Below are 17,476 nucleotides of genomic sequence, written 5' to 3' on the forward strand. Positions count from 1 at the left end.
CATTTGCCTAAGCGCGCGGTAACAATTTGCTCATAATTTGAGAGACTTCGGGATGTGCACGAACCATCGGACGATTCCGCGGCTTTTTCATCATCGAGATCGTCCCGAGCGAGGCTCATCCTGATCCCGTGCGTATTTTTGCAACTGCCGATATGGTAGAGCGGGCGCCTGCATAGGAGCCATGCAAATATAACGATTCAATTTTCCTAAAACTGTTGCTATATCCGCGCTGTAATTGAGCATAAGCATCATATTGGTGCTCCGGAATGCTCTCGTTGCGCCACTTTATTTCAAAGCCACGGCCATTTTGCTTCGATTGCGTCCTTTCGGGCACTCTCGGAGTTTGGGTGATGGCAGATTTAAGCGTGGTGCTTCCGAAAAAAATTCCGGGATGAGAATTTTTTGAGGATCCGGAATTTCCGATCCGGCAATTTGGTGATCAAAAATATGAAAGACCCTGACAAGCTGGCCTTGCGAAGCGAGGCTTATGCTGATTTTCTTTCCGGTATGACCAGTTCGACAGTCCAGACGGAGTACGAGGTCCTTCATCTGATGCGCCAGTGCACGGCGCAGTTCGGCTTCACTCACTTCATGATCGCGCGAATCCCTTTCGGTGAGCAGCAGCGTTTTGCCGAACGCCTGGTGTTGTCGAGCTGGCCGTCCGAGCTGGTGCGCCAGTATGATACGGCGACCATCTTCCATGCCAGCACGCTGGTGGAGCGGCTGTGCCATACCAAGCTTCCGATCTTTGGCGAGACGGCGGCCTTGCTGAGCGGACCGGCCAACGATGTCTCCGGTGGCGCCGTCGCCGGGCTGTTTGCCGATTATCCGATGCGCAACACCTTTGCGATGATGCTCCATACCACCTACGGCGAGGCTTTCGCCATTCTCCTCTCCGGTCCACGCTCCGAGCCCGAGAGGGCAGAGACCACGGACCTTTATTTCACCTTGCTGCAGCTTTTCGAAACGCTGGAGCGGACCTTCGAGGTCGGCTCGTCCGCCCGAGACAAGCTGTCGACCCGCGAAATCGAATGTCTTCGCTGGGCGGCGGCTGGCAAGAGCAGCGACGAGATCGCCATCATTCTCGGTATTTCCGTCTATACGGTCTCCAGCTATTTCAAGACCGCGACCCGCAAGCTCGATTCCGTCAACCGCATGCAGGCGATCGCCCGCGCCATGCGCATGAAGCTGATCTGAACCCGATTTTCGATCTTAACGCGGCTTTGACGATGCTCTTGTCCCCATCCATGCAACTTTCTATATAGCGGCCTTGCGGCGCCCACTAAAAGCTTGCCCGCATCGCTGCGGCGTTGGCCGTTTGCAGGAAACAGGGTATGGTCGCGCCGAAATGCTCGAAAACCCGCCGATGGACCGGAATGCCGGATTGGATGCCGTGAACAGTCTCGATTTTGATCGCAAGCCCGAAGATACGCGCGTCGTCGTTGCCATGTCCGGCGGAGTCGATTCTTCCGTCGTGGCCGGTATCCTGAAACGCGAGGGCTACGATGTCCTCGGTATCACCCTGCAGCTCTACGATCATGGCGCCGCGGTGCACCGCGCCGGCTCCTGCTGCGCCGGTCAGGACATTGACGATGCCCGCCGGGTCTGCGAAGTGCTGGGCATTCCGCACTACGTGCTCGACTACGAGCAGCGCTTCCGCGAAACCGTGATCAATCCCTTTGCCGAAAGCTATGTCGCGGGCGAAACGCCGATCCCCTGCGTTGCCTGCAACCAGACCGTCAAGTTCGCCGACCTTTTGGCGACCGCACGCGATCTCGGCGCTGATGCGCTGGCGACCGGCCATTACATTCGCTCGAAGGCCAATCCTCAAGCTGGCGTACCCGGCCGCCGCGCGCTGTTCCGCCCGACCGATGCCGATCGCGACCAGAGTTATTTCCTCTTTGCGACGACGCAGGACCAGATCGATTATCTGCGGTTCCCGCTCGGCAATTTGACCAAGGCGGAAACCCGGCAGCTTGCCGAAGACATGGGCCTTGTCGTCGCCAAGAAGGCCGATAGCCAGGACATCTGTTTCGTGCCACAGGGCAAATATGCCGATATCATCAACAAGCTGAAGCCGAATGCGTCGCTGGCGGGCGATATCGTCCATCTCGACGGTCGCGTGCTCGGCAGCCATGACGGCATCCTGCACTATACGATCGGCCAGCGCCGCGGCATCGGTGTCGCCACCGGTGAGCCGCTCTATGTCGTCCATCTCGACGCCCGTTCGCGCCGCGTCATCGTCGGTCCGAAGGAGGCGCTGGAAACCCGCCGCGTCCATCTGCGCGACGTCAACTGGCTGGGCGATGGCGATATCCATGATGTGGCGAAGGATGGCTTTGCCTGTTTTGCCAAGGTTCGCTCCACCCGTCAGCCAGCGCCGGCCATCCTGCGCGCCGATGCTTCCGGCATCTCGGTCGAACTCCTGGAAGGCGAGGCGGGCGTGGCGCCCGGCCAGGCCTGTGCTCTCTATTCCGGCATCGGCGAGGATGCCCGCGTCTATGGCGGCGGCTTCATCCTGCGCTCCGAACGGGAAGCTGCGGCCGAAGCGGCGCTGAAGGATCTGCTGCACGGCATCGTCGCGGCCTGAACAGGCAAGGGCAGGGCGCCATGTGGCGCGCATCCCCCTCCTTGTTCACCGGCTTTGGAAAACTTGCGGCTTTTTGAAACGGCTCGGCTTGACACCGGCATGAACCGCACCTTATAAGCCGCCCACCGATGACAAAGACGGCGGCCAAGGCCGGTGTCGAAGTCCGATGGCGGGGTAGCTCAGGTGGTTAGAGCAGCGGAATCATAATCCGCGTGTCGGGGGTTCGAGTCCCTCTCCCGCTACCACTGCTATCACCGACAATTCCCGAATTGAGCAAGCTGGTCAGATGGCCCTTGACCTGCAAGGCGTAGGGCTCTCCCTTCCCTGTCTTGTAGACGATGACGGCCGCGACAAGCTCGCGGAAAGCGCTGACGATATCGGCGTCCGGCTCCCCTTCCTTCATGGCGACGATCTGCGACAGGCTCTCGATGTTCTCGCGGAAGCGGGTGATCGCTCGCGGATGAAGTTCGATGACGTTTGATGGCTTGTCCTGGGCTTCCAGCTTGCGCTTCAACTTGTCTCGCTCGGCGCGCAGCGGCGTGAGGAGGAAGGCGGCTTCTTCATCTTCGATCAGTCCCTTGGAAATCTTCTCGACCAGCTTGGCGACGCCGTCCCTTGCCTCGGCGTATTGTTTCTCCATCGCAGCTCTGTTCCGGCGGCCATCGTTTGCGATGCGCCGCCGTTCTGCTTTGTATTCGTCGACATAAGCTTCGATGATGCGCGTGTCGGCGAATTGCAGCCTCAGGCTGTCGACCACCTGAGCCTCGATCCGTTCGATGTAGTAGCGACGCGTGTTGTCGCAACTTCCGGATTCGCGAAACGTGCTGCATTGGATGCGATTTCCGGAACGATCCGGCCCGACTAGCGCCATGCCGCCGTTGCAGCAACCGCAGCGAAGCAAGCCGGACAAAAGCCGGCGTGACCGTGCCATCTTGACCTTCTGAGCGCCGCCGGTGAGTTCCTTGCGGCGCTGGACTGCCGCAAAGAGATCGGCATCGACGATGCGGAGCTCCGGCGCCTCACGCCGCTCGAAGGCATCGTCGTCATTGATGCGGGATATCCGGCGGCCGGTCGACGGGTCCTTGACCATGCGAACGCGGTTCCAGATGAATTCTCCATTGTAGAGCGGATTGCGCAGGATGCCATTTCCGCGCTGACCATTGCCGTTGATCGTCGACGAATTCCATTTTGGCCCTCGTGGCGCCGGGATGTTTTCCGCATTCAGGCTGGCTGCAATCGTCCGCGGGGCCGTGCCCGATGCGTAGAGGCGGAAGATCCGGCGGATGACGGCCGCTTCGGCCTCGACGATGAACAGGGCCCCCGGTTGGCCGGGCAGGGGCCGATAGCCATAGGCGCGGCCGCCGGCACTGCGACCGGAGCGCACCACGCCAACCATTCCACGGCGGACCTTTTTCGCACCTTCCTCGCGCTGCATCTGGCCGATCACGCCATACATGCCGACTTGCAGAGTCTCGATCCGACCGCCGTTGACGCAGTTGATCTCGACGGATCGGAAGGTCAGGTTCTTATGGATGTGCGCGAGATCGCCGATATCGCGCGAAAGGCGGTCCGTCGCCTCGGATATGACGATGTCAAAGGCAGAGTGCTCGGCCGACTGCATAAGATTTGAAAGGCCGGGGCGGCCGAACATGGATGCGCCGGATTTCGCCCGATCGGAATATTCCGCGACCACTACGGCGCCCAGCCTTTCGGCGTGGACGCGGCAGATACGAACCTGGTCCTCGACCGACTGGTCGTTTTGCAGATCCGTGGAATACCGGGCGTAAATCGCAGCACGTTTCATTGCTTTCTCGACTCTTCCGTTCTCGACGCGTCATTAGCGGCGGGCGGGGGCATGGCGTCAAGCCGTGCCTGCCGGCGGGCAAGTGCCCTGACGAGGGTTATCATCGGCGTCTCAGCCGGAGCCTGGAGGTCAGCCATCGGTAGAGCCCTCCGCCCACGCGTGCACTTTTTGAACACATTTCGTGCCAACCATTCGGCTGTAGGGTTGATTCGCAGCTAACAAAGAAAGGCCTGCAAATGAACCTTCTGAATGAGCTATTAGAAATTCATCATCGTCATCCGTCATGGGCTCCGGAAGAGCTTGCCACTGATGGCTACGCCCACAAGGTCGACGGGAAGTGGCAACTGACAGAGAGCGGGCAGCAAGTGATACAGCCCGAGCTCGATCGACTTGCCTCTGTGTTGTATCCCGAGGATCTGCCGAGAAACTAGACAGTGTTAGGGCGGTCGTCATCGGCCGCCCTCCAGACTGTCTGCAGGCGCTGGCGCGACCGATAGAACGTGCTGGACGATGCGCGCAATGTGCGACTGAAGGCCGGCCAACGCGTGATCGGACAGTCCGCCAGTTGTGTTGCCACCTCGCAGCCAGTCCGCATATACGGCGGTCTCCTGAGTGGCATAGCTCTCGATGTCAAACGTCAGCTTTTTCGCTTGGTTCGTTGGCGTGGCCTCTGGTGGGCCAAAGAAGGCATCAGTCGGCAACACAGTGAGTACACGACCAGATTTGTAATATATCGGCACGATCCGGGCCGCTGCGGTCCACCAAACCAACCAAATGGAAACCTTGCTGGAACCGTCCTTCTTTTTGAAAAAGAGGCCGCGCGCGCTTTTCACCTGATCAACCATCTGCTCGCGATCGATTTCTGAGAGTTTGATAGCGTATCGCTCTTTGGCGCGCTGCTCGGCATGAATTGCGACCAATTCGTCAGGGGTAAGGTTCACGGGAGCACCTCCGTATCTACCTGGGGGGCGGGCGGGTCCATGACATCGCTGTAACGGTAGGTATCGACCTTGCCGCCGGTCTCCTCGCCTGTGTCCAGATCGACAACCGGAGACCCCTCCAGGCACGCGGCATGGCAAGTGCTCATCTCGATATCGGAGGCGCAAATGTCGTCGGCCGTGAGCGGCTCGGCGCAGATCGGGCAGCGGTGAATATGGTCGCTCATTGGGTCGATCCTCCGGCAAACTGGATACCCTCGACCTGAATGCGAGCCTGGTCGATATAGGATTTGATAAAGGCGGTGATGTCGTCGCGGCCGGCTGGCTCGATGCATGCAAAGGCGATCGACAACAGACCAGTCGTGATGCCGCAAATTACGGCCTCGATTTGCTTCTCCGGGGACAGGCGGCTGTAGTCGGCAGTGTTGATGACTGCAATCACCGCCTCGCACAGCATCGTGCGGATGCGCTCGGCCGTGGCGTCAAACGGGTCAGCGGCGTTGAAAGGATCAACCATGGTCGGCCTCCGTCCCGGCGAGGGCGGCGCGGGCCTCAAGGATCATCGCATCGTGCGTGCCCTCGATATCGTTGGCGACCAGGCCATCGCCAATTTCGGAGGACAGCGATTGGCCAGCGATGCGGCGCAGAGTGCGCAGCAGCACATTCGGCGCAGGGGCTGGGTTATCGTTACGATAGTCGGTGATCGCTTGCTCGATGGAAGGGTGACGCTCGTGCACCGCCCCGTCACGGCCTTTGCGCGGCCACATGTTGATCCGAAGATAGCCGAACCCGTGAGGCTCGACCTCAATGCGGATGCACTCGTCATGCGCGCCGATAACCAGCCGGGTGAGCTGATTAAAGTCCCATGAAGCCAGCGCAGGCCGGTTTCCAAGGACAAAGGACACGCCATTGCCGTAACGCCAGTCCACGCGCTTCCAGAGCACGGGCAGGTTATAGACACCCGTCCTGAAAGCTGTGACCAGAAGGCCAACGGCTCGCCGTGTAAATTCGGTTTGCTTGGCCTGGGGTATGCCGCCCGAACGGCTGCAATGATCCTCGTGAGTGATATCAGGCATCGGAGCCCTCCGACGCCGGGGCTACAAATGCGGCAAGTGCGGCTTCCTCGCTGTCGAACCAGCGAATTTCAGTTTCGTCCGGATCGCCAGCTTCGGTCCAAGTTACGGGAACCTCCGCTACCCATTTGCGTGGGCCGCGAATGAGCGTGGCAACCTGCATGACCTTGCCGGAATGGAGGGCCTCACCATGACCGTGCACCTGGTCGCGATCTTCCCAGTCGGAGGTAAACTCCCATTCGTCGGGATCATAGCAAAAGTCGGGCTCTTTACCTTCGCGGGCCTTGTCGAGACGCTTCAGCAGTTCCTCACTGCGCGCCTCTTCGGCGGCGAGTATGGCCTCAAGCTGAGCAACGCGGATTTCCACATGGTGTGGGGGTGCGGGTGTGCCGGCAAAGTTGATGGCATCGGCGAAGATAAGCGCCAGTGCCCTGACCTGGTCGTCGGGGCGGGTGTTGTTGACATCGATGGTGATGATGTCTGCGCCGGTGGCATCTACGATGACGCCGAGGTCGGTTTCGGAGGCACGCAACGGCAGGGTGACGTGGTGGGCGGAAAGATCGGTCATGGCGACCGTGCCCTGGTATTGGGTTTCGTTCATCGTGCCTTCCTCCAGTTCTCAAAATCGTTAACGAGTTGGCGCCAGCGGGATGCGGCGGCTTCGTCGGTGTCCAGTTCGGCGCGGGATTGGATGCGCAGCATGGTGCGGACGCGCGAAATGATGCGTTCCTTGTCCGCCACATCGACGCCGTGGCAGGTGAACAGGAAGTCGAGAAATGCGCGGTCGTTGCACTTCATCGCGCATTCGGCCGCGTATTGCTTCGGCTTCGGGCGGTCGCGCTCCTGCTTTTCCATGACGCGCCGGAACCGGTCGGCAAGGCTTGTGTATCGATCCAGCAGCCAGAGCAGATCCTCAGGCGCAGCGATGGCGAATTCGCGATTGAAGATGCTGGCGTCGTCGAGCAGGACGGACACGTCTTCCTGGCCTTCGTCTCCGTTCGCCGTCAGCGTCAGGCCGCGCTCGCCGGCCATGATCCCCCAATCCTTCGCGGCAAGACCGGCGCGGTTGCGGATGGCGTCGAGGCGTTTCTGGTTGGCACTGACGGCTGGCTCCTGCATGTCAGCCGGCCTTTCCGACGAGATCGGCCAGGGCATCGCCGAGCGCTTCGGCAAGGGCAACAGCCTCTCGGGCGTCCTCGGACCCCTCGTCAATGCAGCCTGCCAGCACGGCGAGGATGGCCGTGAGCGCGTCGGTGAATTCAAAACCTTCCAGAAGCGCCATGATCGCATGGGCGATCTGCTGCTGGACAACGGTCAGCCCGCCGGTTTCAACGGTGACATCAGCCATCAGATTTTCTCCCGGACGATCTTGATCTTGTTGATCGGCTTGCCGGGGCGGCGCTGTTTGGCGATCTTGCGGGCCTCCTCGGCATCGCATGCGTCGATATCCAGAGGCGTGATGCTGGCGTCGTCGAAGTGGACGCGGAACGGCATGATGGGGCGGATTGCGGCCGGGTTCATGGGCGCACCTCGTTGGCCGGCGCATAGAGGCTGTTGCGCGGAAGCGAAATGCGGACGCGGCGATAGGCGTGGTCGCGATAATCCTCGACCTCGATCACCACCTTGCGGTCGTCGCTTTCCAGCAGGCGCGGCGGGCTTTCCGCCCAGCGGTTGCGGCGGCAGTCGATAAAACCCTGCATCACCTTTACCGGCACGTTGAACATTCCGGACAGTTCGGAGGCGCGGGCGCCGCGCTGGACTTCGCGATAGATGACGGATTCGTGCGGCAGGGTGCCGGTCAATCTGGGCTTTCCCATCAGCGGGCTTCCTTCATCTGGATGACGTTGCTGGGCACGGCCGGCCGGCGCCGGCGCTCGGCGTCCCAGAGTTCGCAGAGGCGATCGAGCTCGACGCCGTGGCGGCTGGTAATTTCGGCAAAGGTGCCGGCACGGTATCCGCCGGTGCCATCGCGGCGGCAATCGGCAAGGGCTGCGGCTTCAAAGACGGTGACAGACTGGCTCATCAGACGCGCGCCTCCGCGAAATGGAAGGCGGCCTGGCGATGGAGACCGATGGGCGCCAGGAGTAGCCCCATGAACAGGGCCATCAGCATTCCAAAAAGGACGATGGCGAGCAGGGAGCGATTCTGGCGGGCCTGCAGGCGTGCGAGGTTGTGACCCGTGATCGGCGCTGGAAGGTTGCGTTTCAGCGCAGGGAGGCCGGCGCGGCGGCGCAGCTCGTCGATGGCAAGGTCGAAACCGTCGCGGTGTTCGGAATAGGGGAGCCAGAAGGCGGCGCGATCGGTGACGCCCGCCCGTGTTTCGAGATCCGTGAGGGTCATGACAGGGCCCTCGCGATCTCGACGATGATGTAGACGCCGGACGCAACGAGAGCGCCGATGACGGAACCGACGCGATGGGCGCGGACAAGCGCCGCATCGACGATGGTGGTGACTTCGGCCAGAGCGGGATGGGCGGGCAGAGCCGGGTTGGCGCCCCGATCCCGTGACGGGGGCGCAGAGGGGATCGGGGAGCGCGTATCCATGTGTCAGGCTGCCTTGCGGGCGGGGACGCGGGCCCGGGTGATGGCGTCGGCTTTCGCCACGGCCAATTCCCTGGCCGCATCGCCGTGGGCGTCGAGCTGCGCCTGGCTGAAGCCGAGCAGCTTCAGGTGATGCGCGGTGCAGCCGTCGCCCTGGCGGCGCATGCCTTCGGCCATGGCCTCCCTGATCTGGCGGGGTGTGGCGTTTTCAAACTTGTTCATGTCCGGTCTCCCGTGAGGATTGAAAGATCCTCCCGGCGGCGCGGTACGCATGAAACCTGTCCGCGCCACCTTTGGGAGGTGTGGCAAAGATAATTCGGTATATGTACCTAGTCAAGGCAAAATCGGTATATGTACCGAATTAAGACCGCAGGCTGTTCGGTAACCTCACCGAATCACCAGCAGAATCAGGTCATTGTCCTTTAAGGATTGCGGGCATATCGTCTTGCAATCGTTACGGGCGGGGGAACTTCAATGAGAACGAAAGTTAAAGCAGCGTTTGCGCTTGGGCTGGGCATCGTCTGGGCTTTGCCGGCGGTGGCCGAGACGTCATGCAGGGTGTCCAAGGCCCAATATGATGCGCTCCAATCCGACAGTAGTTATTCCCAGGTGGTGTCGGTGCTCGGTTGTCACGGCGAGGAACTGAGCAGCACCGAAATGGCGGGTTTCAAGACAGTGATGTTGATGTGGACCGGAAACTCTTTCGGCGGAAACATGAACGTGATGTTTCAGAACGGCCGAATGATGAGCAAAGCTCAGTTCGGTTTGAAGTAGAGGGTCACATGGCAACCATAGTTCGCCGCGAAACGCGCAAGCGCGGTTTCTTCGGATGGATCTTCCTGATCCTGTTTATTTTGTTCAACCTGCTGATGGTCTGGTGGTTGCTTGCCTACTGGTCAAGCTTGGCCTCGACGACATCTGCGAGTGACGCAGAAGCAGCGGGGAAGGCGATTGGTGGTACAATCGGGTCTGGAATGCTGATTTTTCTATGGGCAGCGGGGGATGTGATACTTGGTCTTTTTGTGCTGCTCACGCGTGGCCGCAAGATAATCATCGAAGAGACCGTTTCCGCCTAGTGCTCGGCTGATAGCCGACCTTGTCGGTCCTACATGTCGATGTAGGACCGCACGACCCTGCCGAAAATCTCTGGCATGGAGTCGTTCTCCGGAAAAATTGGCTCGTGTTTCGCATTCGTCGATACCGGTTCAAACCGGTCAGGGCTTTGCCTATACCTTTTGTAGGTTGCTCCGCCTTCACCGTCCTGGATGATGTAGCAGGCGTTCGTCACGAGGCGCTTGTCTCGCAGGTTCACAATAATCACCGACTCGGGCGGCGAGATCCTGTCCATCGAATCGCCTATCACTTCGAGCGCTGCATATTTGCCGCCCTCGGGCAGGCCGTTGACTGCGATAGTGTCGAAATCGTCGGTTTCCAATACAGCGTCTGTCGAAGCAAAAGCGCCAGCACTGACCCATGAAATCTTCGGCACTAGACGCGGGGTGGCGATGAGAGCTGCCTGATGTTCATCTTCTGGGCCAGACTCGTACGCCAGCCATTGCGGAGTGGTTTTCAAAGCGGGAGCTATAACCTTCAATGTCTCGATGCGCGGCATAGCTCCGCGACGCCAGTTGCGGATCGTGCCGATCTTAGCTCCTGAGGATTGCTCGGCCGCATGTTCGGATATTCCCAAAACATCAAGGCGCCGCTTAACGCGGTTAAGGATTTGATCTAACGTGTTTTCTGTCATTCTGGTGTCCATGCGGTAAATATACCGTAGTGGGGATGATGGCGCGATGGGTACATGGACCGTTGACAATTCGGTACATGTACCACATAAAGCTGTCATGATTGATGATCTGCTCATGCTATCGGACGCGTTCTGCTCGGCGACTGGCCTTGCGGAAACAACGTTGTCGTCGAAAATTTTCAATGACGGAAAGCGGATCGCGGCGGTACGCAGTGGCAAAGACGTCGGTGTTAGACGACTTGAGCGCGGAATCATCTGGCTTTCGGAGAATTGGCCAACTGGCGCTGAATGGCCTGCAGAGGTTGTGCGGCCGGTTTCGGTTTCGATGGGCGCCGATGATGACCGGCTGGCTGAACTCGTCGCCTTGGTTTCGGAGGCGGCCGAATGACCGCCTCCCGTTTTTCCCCTGCAAGGCAGAGAAGCCGTGAAACCTCCTCCCTTCACGGGCCTTGCCGGCTGGCCCCGGCGATCCTCCTCCCCGCCGGGGCCAATCTGATTTTCGGTTTCGCATTGGCTCAAGGTCCCCCGTGATCTGATGCCCTGACTTTTCGCAGTTCGATGACATTCCCACTACGGGAAACCCCGACCGGATTTCCCGGATCGGGAAAGCATTTTTGCGCGCCTGCGCGGGAGACAGTCCATGTCCGATACGATGACGAATGCCTGGTTTCACCGGCTGAAGGCCGCAAACCGGATGCTGATCAAGCTCAATGGCGGGATCGAGGCGAGCGCGGATCTCGCCTCGATCTCGAAAAGCCAGATCGGCCGCTGCAACTCGACGACCGACACCGAGCTTTTGCCGATCACGGCGATCATTCGCCTGGAAGCCGAATGCGGCGACCCGGTTGTGACGCGCGCCATGGCCGAGCTGCACGGCTGCGCGCTGACCGATCCTTCCGAGCGACCGGCCAACGGGCATTGCATTCTGCGCGACAGTGCGGAGCTCGCCATGCGCAGCGCCGAGTTTTCGGCGGGCGTTGCCTCTGCGGCTTCCGACCTGGTGGTGACACCGGCAGAAGCTATGCGTTCGCTGCGCGACCTTGAGGCGCTGGAGCGCAAGATCCCCGACGTCAAGACGACGCTGACGAAGATCGCGGCCGATGGCGGGGCGACCGCCGCCCTTCGGATGGTGCGCGACTGATGACCTGTCACCTCACTATGCCGGGGTGCATCTCTGCGCCGCAAGTCTTTCCCTCGACGCTCGACGTGCGCCTCGACGGGCGCGGCCGCGTCTTCCTGCGCGGAATAGAGGCTGCGGGCGGGCGGTCTTTCCTCGGGATTGCCGATGACCTGCCGGCGGCCCGGATATGCCTGCGCCAGGGTCTGGTCACGGCCGACCCCTCCGACAGCCGCTGCCTTTCGATTTCCGCCAAGGGGCGCGCCTATCTGGCGCGACTGCGGGGTGCGGCATGAGCGGACAGCTGGGAGAACGGCAGGCGCATGTCCTGCAATCGGCCTGCGTGAACGGGTCATTCCGTTCCGAAACCGAACCGGAGCAGGCGGCGGCGCGAAAACTGAACGGAAAGGGGATGCTGACGCGCGATCCGAAGGACGGCGCGATCTGGTATCCGACCGAACGGGCGCAGAAGGTGGCGACCGCTGCGGCGCTGATCGTGCTTGCAGGGCCAAGGCAGGACGCTGGGCCAGTCGAGGCTCCAACTGATGCGCCGGCCGACCTTCCCGTCGAGCGCCGGGATTCCTCGGACCTGGCGGCGACGGTGGAGCGGGCGCGGGCCTTGCTCGACGAAGGCGATGTGATCGCGGCGCGGTTGCTGGCCTCCGGTGCCTATCGCGAGGCGAAGGCCCAGGCCGGCTATGCGGCGGAATTCGGCGCTGCGGGCAAGCGGCTTGTTGCAAAATCACGCCAGCTGCAGGGGGATGCCCTGCTTATCGAGACGAGGGCAAAGATCCGGATCGCGGCGGAATGGGAGAAGGCGCAGGCCGAGGGCAGGGCAGCAGGTCGTGGTCGCCCGAAAAACATTCCAGATGAGAATGTTTTCACGCTCGCGGAGGCGGGGCTTTCAGCGAAGGAAATTCACGATGCCCGGCGTTATGCCGAAGCCGAGGAAAAGGCGCCGGGCCTGGTCGAGCGGGCCATCGCGGCGCGGATAGAGGCGGGACTTGAACCGAGCCGCGCCAATCTGCGCGCCTCGATCGGCACCAAGACCGCCACAAAGGAAGAACGCGGCCACAATCTTTACGAGACGCCGGCCGAGGCGGTCCACACGCTGCTGGCCCTGGAGGAGTTCGCCCCGATTATCTGGGAGCCGGCCTGCGGACGCGGGGCGATCTCGCGGATCCTTGAGGCCGCGGGGCATCAGCTCATCATTTCCGACCTCGTCGATTACGCCACGTCCGACCAGTTCGGCGAAGTGCAGCAGGTCCGGGATTTTCTGGAAAGCCAGCCGGACGATGTTCCCGCTGTCGGTGCCATCATCACCAATCCACCCTACGGAGCGCTGCTCAACCGGTTTGTCGCGCATGCGCTGCGTGTCCACCGGCCGCGCAAGATGGCGCTGCTGCTCAACGTCAATTTCTACGGCGGCACGGAAAACGACGATCGCAATTTCGCGCTCGACGAACATCCGCCAGCGCGCATCCACTGGTTTGCCCGCCGGCTTCCAATGATGCACCGCGATGGCTGGGACGGGCCGGAAGCCGGCAGTTCGATGAACACGGCGTGGTTTGTCTGGGAACGGCAGGAGGACGGCGGCTATGGCGCGCAGACGCTGATCAGACGCGTCGACTGGAAGCGATACCAGCCGGTCGAGATGGCGGAGGCGGCCGAGTGAGCGACATGCTGCCCATCATCGAACAGCTGGCGGATGCGCCCGATCACGTTGCGCGGGCACGCTGGCTCTTGCGCGCACCCGAATATGTGCTTTCGCGCGACCAGGTCGTGATCGGCAAGCTGCTTGCAGCGGTCGGGTTTCGCGAAGGCACTGCCGCTCTCAATGCGGAGGTCGCAGCCTCGGCGGCGGTGCGCCGGCCGGACGGCTCCATTCCAATCACAACACGCCTTGCCCGGGAACATGCACGGATTGGGCTTGCGATCATTGCGCGCGAAGGCGCGGGGCAGGGGGAATTGCGCCATGTATAGAACGAATTTTCTGGATGATTTTCCTGCTCCTCCGGCTGTCTCGTTGCACAGCCGCGGCCTTCCGCTCATCGTCGACAGCTTTGCAGGCGGCGGCGGCGCGTCCACCGGCATCGAGATGGCGCTCGGCCGCTCGCCGGATCTCGCCATCAACCACAATGCCGCGGCGCTGGCGCTGCATGCGGCCAATCATCTGGAGACGCTGCATGTCTCGGAAAACATCTACCAGGTCGATCCGCTCGACTATGTGAAGGGCCGCCATGTCGGGCTCGCCCATTTCAGTCCCGATTGCAAACATTTCAGCAAGGCGAAGGGCGGCAAGCCGGTTGAGCGGAATATCCGCGATCTCGCCTGGATCGTCGTGTTGTGGGCCGAGCGCGCAAAGCCGGACGTGATCACGATGGAGAACGTCGAGGAGTGGCAGGACTGGGGGCCGCTGATCGAGACGGACAAGGGGCTGGTGCCCGATCCGGAGCGCAAGGGCGAGACCTATCAGAAATGGTGCAAGGCCATGCGCAAGCACGGATACAAGCTCCAGAAGCGCGAACTGCGCGCCTGCGATTATGGCGCGCCGACAATCCGCAAGCGGCTGTTCGTCATTGCCCGCCGAGACGGACTGCCCATCGTCTGGCCGGAACCGACGCATGGCAAGCCGGACGATCCTGACGTGATGGCGGGCCGCAAGCTGCCCTGGCGCACCGCGGCCGAGTGCATCGACTGGTCGCTGGCTTGCCCGTCGATCTTCGACACGTCGGCCGACATTATGGAAAAATACGGGTTGCGCGCCGTACGGCCGCTGGCGGATGCGACGATGTCGCGTGTTGCGCGCGGCATGAAGCGCTATGTGCTCGATGCGGAGCGGCCGTTTATTGTCAACCTCACCCATGGTGCGCGGGAAGAGGATCTGGCCGATCCGTTCCGGACGATCACGGGCGCCAACCGTGGCGAGAAGGCTCTGGTTGCGCCTCACCTGTCGGCCTTCTACGGCAAGGGCAAAGGGGGGCAGGATCGAACGGCTCCGCTGGTCGAGCCTGTGCGGGTTGTGACGACTGAAAACCGTCATGCGGTCGTCGCACCGCATCTGATGACCATGCGGAACGCCGGAAAGCCGTTCAACGGCGCGGACGAGCCGACACATACGATCACCGCCGGTGGCGCTGGCCTCACCATCGTCGCGCCGGTGCTGACCGCCGCGCAACACGGCGGCTCGGTGCACAGCGTCGAAGATCCGCACCACACGATCACCGCCAGCCAGAAAGACCAGAACGCGGTCATCGTGCCGACGCTGATCGGCTGCGGCGGCCGGGCAGGGCAGAGCAGGCCTCGGGGCGGCGATGAGCCGCTCGCGACGGTGACGGCCAAGGCTGATACCTGCGCCGCGGTGGCCTTCCTTGCCCAGCACAACAATGACAGCCGGCGCGAAGGCGGGGTCAATCCCGGGCGCGGCGCGGACGAGCCTCTCTCGACGGTCACACAGAGCGGCAGCCAGCAGGGTCTTGTTTCGGCTTTCGTCGCCCGCCAGTTCGGCACCTCTACCGGGCACGCCATCGATCAGCCGTCCGCGACTGTCATGGCCGATGGCGCGGGCAAATCCCAGCTGGTCGCGCCCTACCTGCAGAAATACTACGGGACCGGTGATGGCTCCCGATATGACGAGCCGGGCCATACCGTGACTGTCAAGGACCGGTTCGGCCATGTCGAGGCGGCGATAGTTGCTCCGCCGTTCACGGATAGCCAGTCCGACCGGGCGCGGCAGGTCGCGGCCTTCCTAAGGTCACACGGCTTCTGGGACGAGCGCGAATTCGTGACGCTGACGATCGGCGGGCAGGTTTTTGTCGTCGTTGATATCGGCATGCGGATGCTCACGCCCCGGGAGCTCTACAACGCGCAAGGCTTTCCGGGAGACTATGTCATCGACGGGGTCTGGGCCGAGCCGGCCATCGGGCACAATGGTGGGCCGATATGGCTGCCATTCCCGAAATCGGTCCAGGTCTCCTGCGTCGGCAACAGCGTATCGCCTCCGGTCATGGCGGCGATCATTGCCGCGAACTGCGACCACCTGGTGGAACGGCGGGAGGCGGCATAATGAGCTTCGATGCGACCAACTGGGCAATCAAGCAGCGCGGCATGAAGCCGGCGACGAAGATCGTGCTGTGGCACCTCTGCGACCGCTTCCATCCCGACCATGGCTGCTTTCCCTCCCAGGACACGCTTGCCAATGATTGCGAAATGTCCCGCTCGACCTTGAACGTGCATCTGGACGCATTGGAGGGCTCCGGCCTGATCCTGCGCATCCAGAGCCGCAGGGCGGGTTCCAGGCAGCAGGAGCGGACGAAATACCACTTTCCGTTCGAGCCTGATTTTGCGGTGAAAAAGGCGCAAAAGCCGTGTCCGGAAACCGGACACGGCTTCGCCGACGCCGTGTCCGAAAATGACGAAAAGCCGTGTCCGGAAAATGACGATAGCCGAGTCCGGAATCCGGACAGTAACCCTGTAAGGGAACCAGTAAGAGAACCTGTAAATTTGAGAGAGGGCGCGGGCGAGGAAGCGGAAGATCCGAAAAAGATCGAGGCGGCTTTCTGGAAGCTGGTGAAGGACTGGCCGGGGTTCGACGGCATGCCGAAGAAGCCGGCGATGACCGCTTGGTTCAAGCTCTCGGCGCTGGAGCGCGGCGAGGCGGCGGAACGCTTTCCGGCCTGGCTGGCGCTGCTCAAGGCGCAGCGCAAGGACCACACGCCGGCGCCCTCGACCTATTTTGGCGAAAAGCTCTGGCGCGATGTGCCGGCGATGCAGGAGGCGGCGAAGCCGAAGAATGCGATGGCGGCGGCCTTCGGCAAGCTGTGGGGCGCGAGCCGTCTGGCGGAGTTGCTGATCGGTGTCACAGGGCCGATCAGCGCGGTGACGGCGACGGAAAAGCACATGATCGATGCCGGCCAGCTGACGCTCGATGGCGTGATAGCCGAGAAGCGGCGCAAGATGGGCTATCCCTCCGTCAACACGATGCACGAGCGGGCGCGCAGCCGGCAAGGCTGGATCTGCCCACTGACCCTGGAAACAGCGGCCAGCGGCTTTGCCCAGGTGCATCGGGACAGCGACCTGATGCAGGCATGGCGGCGCGAGCACAAGCGCCGCAACTGGCCATTTCCGGACAATGGCAGCCTGCCCGAATGGATCTACTTTCCGGCGATCGCCAACGACGCCGATGGGCTCGACCTCGCGGTGCGCGATGCCGTCGATGCGTTTGCCGAGACAATTTCGGACTACCTCAAGGAACGGAGCAAGGGCGATGACGATGCAGCGTAAGATCACGATGGGCGACAAGGTCGATCTGGCGCGGGCTTTCCCTGCGCTTGAGCGGGCGGCGAATCTCACTCGCATCAAGGCGACGATGCTGTCGATGGCCTCGGCGAATCAGCCCGGACAGGCGCACTGGTATGTGGTGCACACAGCCGAGCGGCGGGAAAAGTCTGTGTATGAGCGACTGGCGGAAGAAAAAATAAGTGCCTATCTGCCGCTGGTCGAACGGGGTCGGATCGTCAGGCGTGGACGTGTCGTCGATCTTACTCCAGGGCCGGCGCTGCCCGGTTATGTCATGGTGCATCTGGTGCCGTCGGCTGCAGCTTTTTGCGGATTGAGGCATATCGACGGTGTGATCGGCGTCGTCGGCGGGCTGCATGCGCCTCACAG

At 61.7% G+C, this 17,476-nt stretch carries 27 protein-coding genes, 1 tRNA gene and 1 pseudogene; 14 read left to right on the forward strand and 15 right to left on the reverse strand.

The features are described from left to right. Positions 1-447 precede the first annotated feature (447 nt). The 4 genes from VL202_RS00280 (at position 448) to VL202_RS00295 (ending at position 3,071) form a co-directional block, all read left to right on the forward strand. Positions 448-1,197, forward strand: a complete 750-nt coding sequence (locus VL202_RS00280) for a helix-turn-helix transcriptional regulator (RefSeq protein ID WP_325462207.1) — start codon at positions 448-450, stop codon at positions 1,195-1,197. A 196-nt stretch (positions 1,198-1,393) separates the two neighbouring features. Further along, a complete protein-coding gene (gene mnmA, locus VL202_RS00285) occupies positions 1,394-2,590 on the forward strand; it encodes a tRNA 2-thiouridine(34) synthase MnmA (protein ID WP_325462208.1) in 1,197 nt (398 codons plus the stop codon). A gap of 168 nt (positions 2,591-2,758) precedes the next feature. Beyond that, positions 2,759-2,835: transfer RNA gene (locus VL202_RS00290), tRNA-Met, on the forward strand. 41 nt (positions 2,836-2,876) lie between these two features. Continuing rightward, the gene (locus VL202_RS00295; RefSeq protein ID WP_325462209.1) at positions 2,877-3,071 is read left to right on the forward strand and encodes a hypothetical protein; all 195 of its coding nucleotides are present in this window, start codon (positions 2,877-2,879) and stop codon (positions 3,069-3,071) included. Between the two features lie 318 nt (positions 3,072-3,389). On the opposite strand, the pseudogene VL202_RS00300 reads toward VL202_RS00295, so the two are convergent. The 14 genes and pseudogenes from VL202_RS00300 to VL202_RS00365 all read right to left on the reverse strand — a co-directional run. Next, positions 3,390-4,394, reverse strand: a pseudogene (locus VL202_RS00300) (recombinase family protein); the annotation flags it as partial. Positions 4,395-4,843: 449 nt separating this feature from the next. Further along, positions 4,844-5,335, reverse strand: coding sequence for a hypothetical protein (locus VL202_RS00305; protein ID WP_325462210.1), 492 nt, complete (start codon positions 5,333-5,335; stop codon positions 4,844-4,846). Further along, entirely contained in the window at positions 5,332-5,559 is a 228-nt protein-coding gene (locus tag VL202_RS00310) for a hypothetical protein (protein WP_325462211.1), read from the reverse strand. Before VL202_RS00310 ends, VL202_RS00305 begins: the two co-directional genes overlap by 4 nt. Further along, positions 5,556-5,849, reverse strand: coding sequence for a hypothetical protein (locus VL202_RS00315; protein ID WP_325462212.1), 294 nt, complete (start codon positions 5,847-5,849; stop codon positions 5,556-5,558). The genes VL202_RS00310 and VL202_RS00315 overlap by 4 nt, the downstream gene beginning before the upstream one ends. Beyond that, positions 5,842-6,408: a hypothetical protein gene (locus VL202_RS00320; RefSeq protein ID WP_325462213.1), complete on the reverse strand. Its 567-nt coding sequence runs from the start codon at positions 6,406-6,408 to the stop codon at positions 5,842-5,844. Before VL202_RS00320 ends, VL202_RS00315 begins: the two co-directional genes overlap by 8 nt. Beyond that, positions 6,401-7,006: a hypothetical protein gene (locus VL202_RS00325; RefSeq protein WP_325462214.1), complete on the reverse strand. Its 606-nt coding sequence runs from the start codon at positions 7,004-7,006 to the stop codon at positions 6,401-6,403. Before VL202_RS00325 ends, VL202_RS00320 begins: the two co-directional genes overlap by 8 nt. Next, complete coding sequence (locus tag VL202_RS00330; protein ID WP_325462215.1) at positions 7,003-7,524, reverse strand: hypothetical protein; 522 nt, start codon at positions 7,522-7,524, stop codon at positions 7,003-7,005. The genes VL202_RS00325 and VL202_RS00330 overlap by 4 nt, the downstream gene beginning before the upstream one ends. A 1-nt stretch (position 7,525) precedes the next feature. Then, positions 7,526-7,753 carry a hypothetical protein gene (locus VL202_RS00335; RefSeq protein WP_325462216.1) on the reverse strand — a complete coding sequence of 76 codons (228 nt, stop codon included), beginning with the start codon at positions 7,751-7,753 and terminating at the stop codon, positions 7,526-7,528. Beyond that, positions 7,753-7,926 (reverse strand): hypothetical protein, encoded by a 174-nt coding sequence (locus VL202_RS00340; protein WP_325462217.1) that lies wholly within the window; start codon positions 7,924-7,926, stop codon positions 7,753-7,755. The genes VL202_RS00335 and VL202_RS00340 overlap by 1 nt, the downstream gene beginning before the upstream one ends. Next, positions 7,923-8,222, reverse strand: coding sequence for a hypothetical protein (locus VL202_RS00345; protein ID WP_325462218.1), 300 nt, complete (start codon positions 8,220-8,222; stop codon positions 7,923-7,925). The genes VL202_RS00340 and VL202_RS00345 overlap by 4 nt, the downstream gene beginning before the upstream one ends. Next, positions 8,222-8,428, reverse strand: coding sequence for a hypothetical protein (locus VL202_RS00350; RefSeq protein ID WP_325462219.1), 207 nt, complete (start codon positions 8,426-8,428; stop codon positions 8,222-8,224). The genes VL202_RS00345 and VL202_RS00350 overlap by 1 nt, the downstream gene beginning before the upstream one ends. Continuing rightward, the gene (locus VL202_RS00355) at positions 8,428-8,745 is read right to left on the reverse strand and encodes a hypothetical protein (protein ID WP_325462220.1); all 318 of its coding nucleotides are present in this window, start codon (positions 8,743-8,745) and stop codon (positions 8,428-8,430) included. Before VL202_RS00355 ends, VL202_RS00350 begins: the two co-directional genes overlap by 1 nt. Then, a complete protein-coding gene (locus tag VL202_RS00360; protein WP_325462221.1) occupies positions 8,742-8,948 on the reverse strand; it encodes a hypothetical protein in 207 nt (68 codons plus the stop codon). Before VL202_RS00360 ends, VL202_RS00355 begins: the two co-directional genes overlap by 4 nt. Positions 8,949-8,951: 3 nt before the next feature. Then, positions 8,952-9,167: a hypothetical protein gene (locus VL202_RS00365; RefSeq protein ID WP_325462222.1), complete on the reverse strand. Its 216-nt coding sequence runs from the start codon at positions 9,165-9,167 to the stop codon at positions 8,952-8,954. A gap of 252 nt (positions 9,168-9,419) precedes the next feature. Between VL202_RS00365 and VL202_RS00370 the strand changes: the two genes are divergently transcribed. Together VL202_RS00370 and VL202_RS00375 are read left to right on the forward strand one after the other, a co-directional pair. Next, positions 9,420-9,719, forward strand: coding sequence for a hypothetical protein (locus tag VL202_RS00370; RefSeq protein WP_325462223.1), 300 nt, complete (start codon positions 9,420-9,422; stop codon positions 9,717-9,719). An 8-nt stretch (positions 9,720-9,727) separates the two neighbouring features. Then, positions 9,728-10,021 carry a hypothetical protein gene (locus tag VL202_RS00375; protein WP_325462224.1) on the forward strand — a complete coding sequence of 98 codons (294 nt, stop codon included), beginning with the start codon at positions 9,728-9,730 and terminating at the stop codon, positions 10,019-10,021. Positions 10,022-10,050: 29 nt separating this feature from the next. On the opposite strand, the gene VL202_RS00380 is transcribed toward VL202_RS00375, so the two are convergent. Further along, positions 10,051-10,692, reverse strand: coding sequence for a S24 family peptidase (locus tag VL202_RS00380; RefSeq protein WP_325462225.1), 642 nt, complete (start codon positions 10,690-10,692; stop codon positions 10,051-10,053). A 97-nt stretch (positions 10,693-10,789) separates the two neighbouring features. On the opposite strand from VL202_RS00380, the gene VL202_RS00385 reads away from it, so the two are divergent. The 8 genes from VL202_RS00385 to VL202_RS00420 form a co-directional block, all read left to right on the forward strand. Beyond that, positions 10,790-11,080, forward strand: coding sequence for a hypothetical protein (locus VL202_RS00385; RefSeq protein ID WP_325462226.1), 291 nt, complete (start codon positions 10,790-10,792; stop codon positions 11,078-11,080). A 252-nt stretch (positions 11,081-11,332) separates the two neighbouring features. Beyond that, positions 11,333-11,833, forward strand: a complete 501-nt coding sequence (locus tag VL202_RS00390; protein WP_325462227.1) for a hypothetical protein — start codon at positions 11,333-11,335, stop codon at positions 11,831-11,833. Then, the gene (locus VL202_RS00395) at positions 11,833-12,105 is read left to right on the forward strand and encodes a hypothetical protein (protein ID WP_325462228.1); all 273 of its coding nucleotides are present in this window, start codon (positions 11,833-11,835) and stop codon (positions 12,103-12,105) included. Before VL202_RS00390 ends, VL202_RS00395 begins: the two co-directional genes overlap by 1 nt. Continuing rightward, entirely contained in the window at positions 12,102-13,484 is a 1,383-nt protein-coding gene (locus VL202_RS00400; RefSeq protein ID WP_325462229.1) for an SAM-dependent methyltransferase, read from the forward strand. The genes VL202_RS00395 and VL202_RS00400 overlap by 4 nt, the downstream gene beginning before the upstream one ends. After that, positions 13,481-13,792 carry a hypothetical protein gene (locus tag VL202_RS00405; protein ID WP_325462230.1) on the forward strand — a complete coding sequence of 104 codons (312 nt, stop codon included), beginning with the start codon at positions 13,481-13,483 and terminating at the stop codon, positions 13,790-13,792. Before VL202_RS00400 ends, VL202_RS00405 begins: the two co-directional genes overlap by 4 nt. Further along, on the forward strand, positions 13,785-15,875 hold the full coding sequence (locus VL202_RS00410) for a DNA cytosine methyltransferase (RefSeq protein ID WP_325462231.1): 2,091 nt from the start codon (positions 13,785-13,787) through the stop codon (positions 15,873-15,875). Before VL202_RS00405 ends, VL202_RS00410 begins: the two co-directional genes overlap by 8 nt. Then, on the forward strand, positions 15,875-17,092 hold the full coding sequence (locus VL202_RS00415) for a helix-turn-helix domain-containing protein (RefSeq protein ID WP_325462232.1): 1,218 nt from the start codon (positions 15,875-15,877) through the stop codon (positions 17,090-17,092). Before VL202_RS00410 ends, VL202_RS00415 begins: the two co-directional genes overlap by 1 nt. Continuing rightward, on the forward strand, positions 17,076-17,476 hold a 401-nt coding region (locus VL202_RS00420), incomplete at its 3' end, for a transcription termination/antitermination NusG family protein (protein ID WP_325462233.1). The genes VL202_RS00415 and VL202_RS00420, both read left to right, overlap by 17 nt.

This window comes from Pararhizobium sp. (assembly GCF_035497515.1).
In the GTDB taxonomy this organism is placed as follows: domain Bacteria; phylum Pseudomonadota; class Alphaproteobacteria; order Rhizobiales; family Rhizobiaceae; genus Pararhizobium.

What these genes read in the sequence shown, in the direction of transcription:
- VL202_RS00280 (WP_325462207.1), top strand. Translation starts at nt 448, where the DNA reads ATGAAAGACCCTGACAAGCTGGCCTTGCGAAGCGAGGCTTATGCTGAT.
- VL202_RS00295 (WP_325462209.1), top strand. Translation starts at nt 2,877, where the DNA reads ATGGCCCTTGACCTGCAAGGCGTAGGGCTCTCCCTTCCCTGTCTTGTA.
- VL202_RS00310 (WP_325462211.1), bottom strand. Translation starts at nt 5,559, where the DNA reads ATGAGCGACCATATTCACCGCTGCCCGATCTGCGCCGAGCCGCTCACG.
- VL202_RS00315 (WP_325462212.1), bottom strand. Translation starts at nt 5,849, where the DNA reads ATGGTTGATCCTTTCAACGCCGCTGACCCGTTTGACGCCACGGCCGAG.
- VL202_RS00320 (WP_325462213.1), bottom strand. Translation starts at nt 6,408, where the DNA reads ATGCCTGATATCACTCACGAGGATCATTGCAGCCGTTCGGGCGGCATA.
- VL202_RS00325 (WP_325462214.1), bottom strand. Translation starts at nt 7,006, where the DNA reads ATGAACGAAACCCAATACCAGGGCACGGTCGCCATGACCGATCTTTCC.
- VL202_RS00330 (WP_325462215.1), bottom strand. Translation starts at nt 7,524, where the DNA reads ATGCAGGAGCCAGCCGTCAGTGCCAACCAGAAACGCCTCGACGCCATC.
- VL202_RS00335 (WP_325462216.1), bottom strand. Translation starts at nt 7,753, where the DNA reads ATGGCTGATGTCACCGTTGAAACCGGCGGGCTGACCGTTGTCCAGCAG.
- VL202_RS00340 (WP_325462217.1), bottom strand. Translation starts at nt 7,926, where the DNA reads ATGAACCCGGCCGCAATCCGCCCCATCATGCCGTTCCGCGTCCACTTC.
- VL202_RS00345 (WP_325462218.1), bottom strand. Translation starts at nt 8,222, where the DNA reads ATGGGAAAGCCCAGATTGACCGGCACCCTGCCGCACGAATCCGTCATC.
- VL202_RS00350 (WP_325462219.1), bottom strand. Translation starts at nt 8,428, where the DNA reads ATGAGCCAGTCTGTCACCGTCTTTGAAGCCGCAGCCCTTGCCGATTGC.
- VL202_RS00355 (WP_325462220.1), bottom strand. Translation starts at nt 8,745, where the DNA reads ATGACCCTCACGGATCTCGAAACACGGGCGGGCGTCACCGATCGCGCC.
- VL202_RS00360 (WP_325462221.1), bottom strand. Translation starts at nt 8,948, where the DNA reads ATGGATACGCGCTCCCCGATCCCCTCTGCGCCCCCGTCACGGGATCGG.
- VL202_RS00365 (WP_325462222.1), bottom strand. Translation starts at nt 9,167, where the DNA reads ATGAACAAGTTTGAAAACGCCACACCCCGCCAGATCAGGGAGGCCATG.
- VL202_RS00370 (WP_325462223.1), top strand. Translation starts at nt 9,420, where the DNA reads ATGAGAACGAAAGTTAAAGCAGCGTTTGCGCTTGGGCTGGGCATCGTC.
- VL202_RS00375 (WP_325462224.1), top strand. Translation starts at nt 9,728, where the DNA reads ATGGCAACCATAGTTCGCCGCGAAACGCGCAAGCGCGGTTTCTTCGGA.
- VL202_RS00380 (WP_325462225.1), bottom strand. Translation starts at nt 10,692, where the DNA reads ATGACAGAAAACACGTTAGATCAAATCCTTAACCGCGTTAAGCGGCGC.
- VL202_RS00385 (WP_325462226.1), top strand. Translation starts at nt 10,790, where the DNA reads ATGATTGATGATCTGCTCATGCTATCGGACGCGTTCTGCTCGGCGACT.
- VL202_RS00390 (WP_325462227.1), top strand. Translation starts at nt 11,333, where the DNA reads ATGTCCGATACGATGACGAATGCCTGGTTTCACCGGCTGAAGGCCGCA.
- VL202_RS00395 (WP_325462228.1), top strand. Translation starts at nt 11,833, where the DNA reads ATGACCTGTCACCTCACTATGCCGGGGTGCATCTCTGCGCCGCAAGTC.
- VL202_RS00400 (WP_325462229.1), top strand. Translation starts at nt 12,102, where the DNA reads ATGAGCGGACAGCTGGGAGAACGGCAGGCGCATGTCCTGCAATCGGCC.
- VL202_RS00410 (WP_325462231.1), top strand. Translation starts at nt 13,785, where the DNA reads ATGTATAGAACGAATTTTCTGGATGATTTTCCTGCTCCTCCGGCTGTC.
- VL202_RS00415 (WP_325462232.1), top strand. Translation starts at nt 15,875, where the DNA reads ATGAGCTTCGATGCGACCAACTGGGCAATCAAGCAGCGCGGCATGAAG.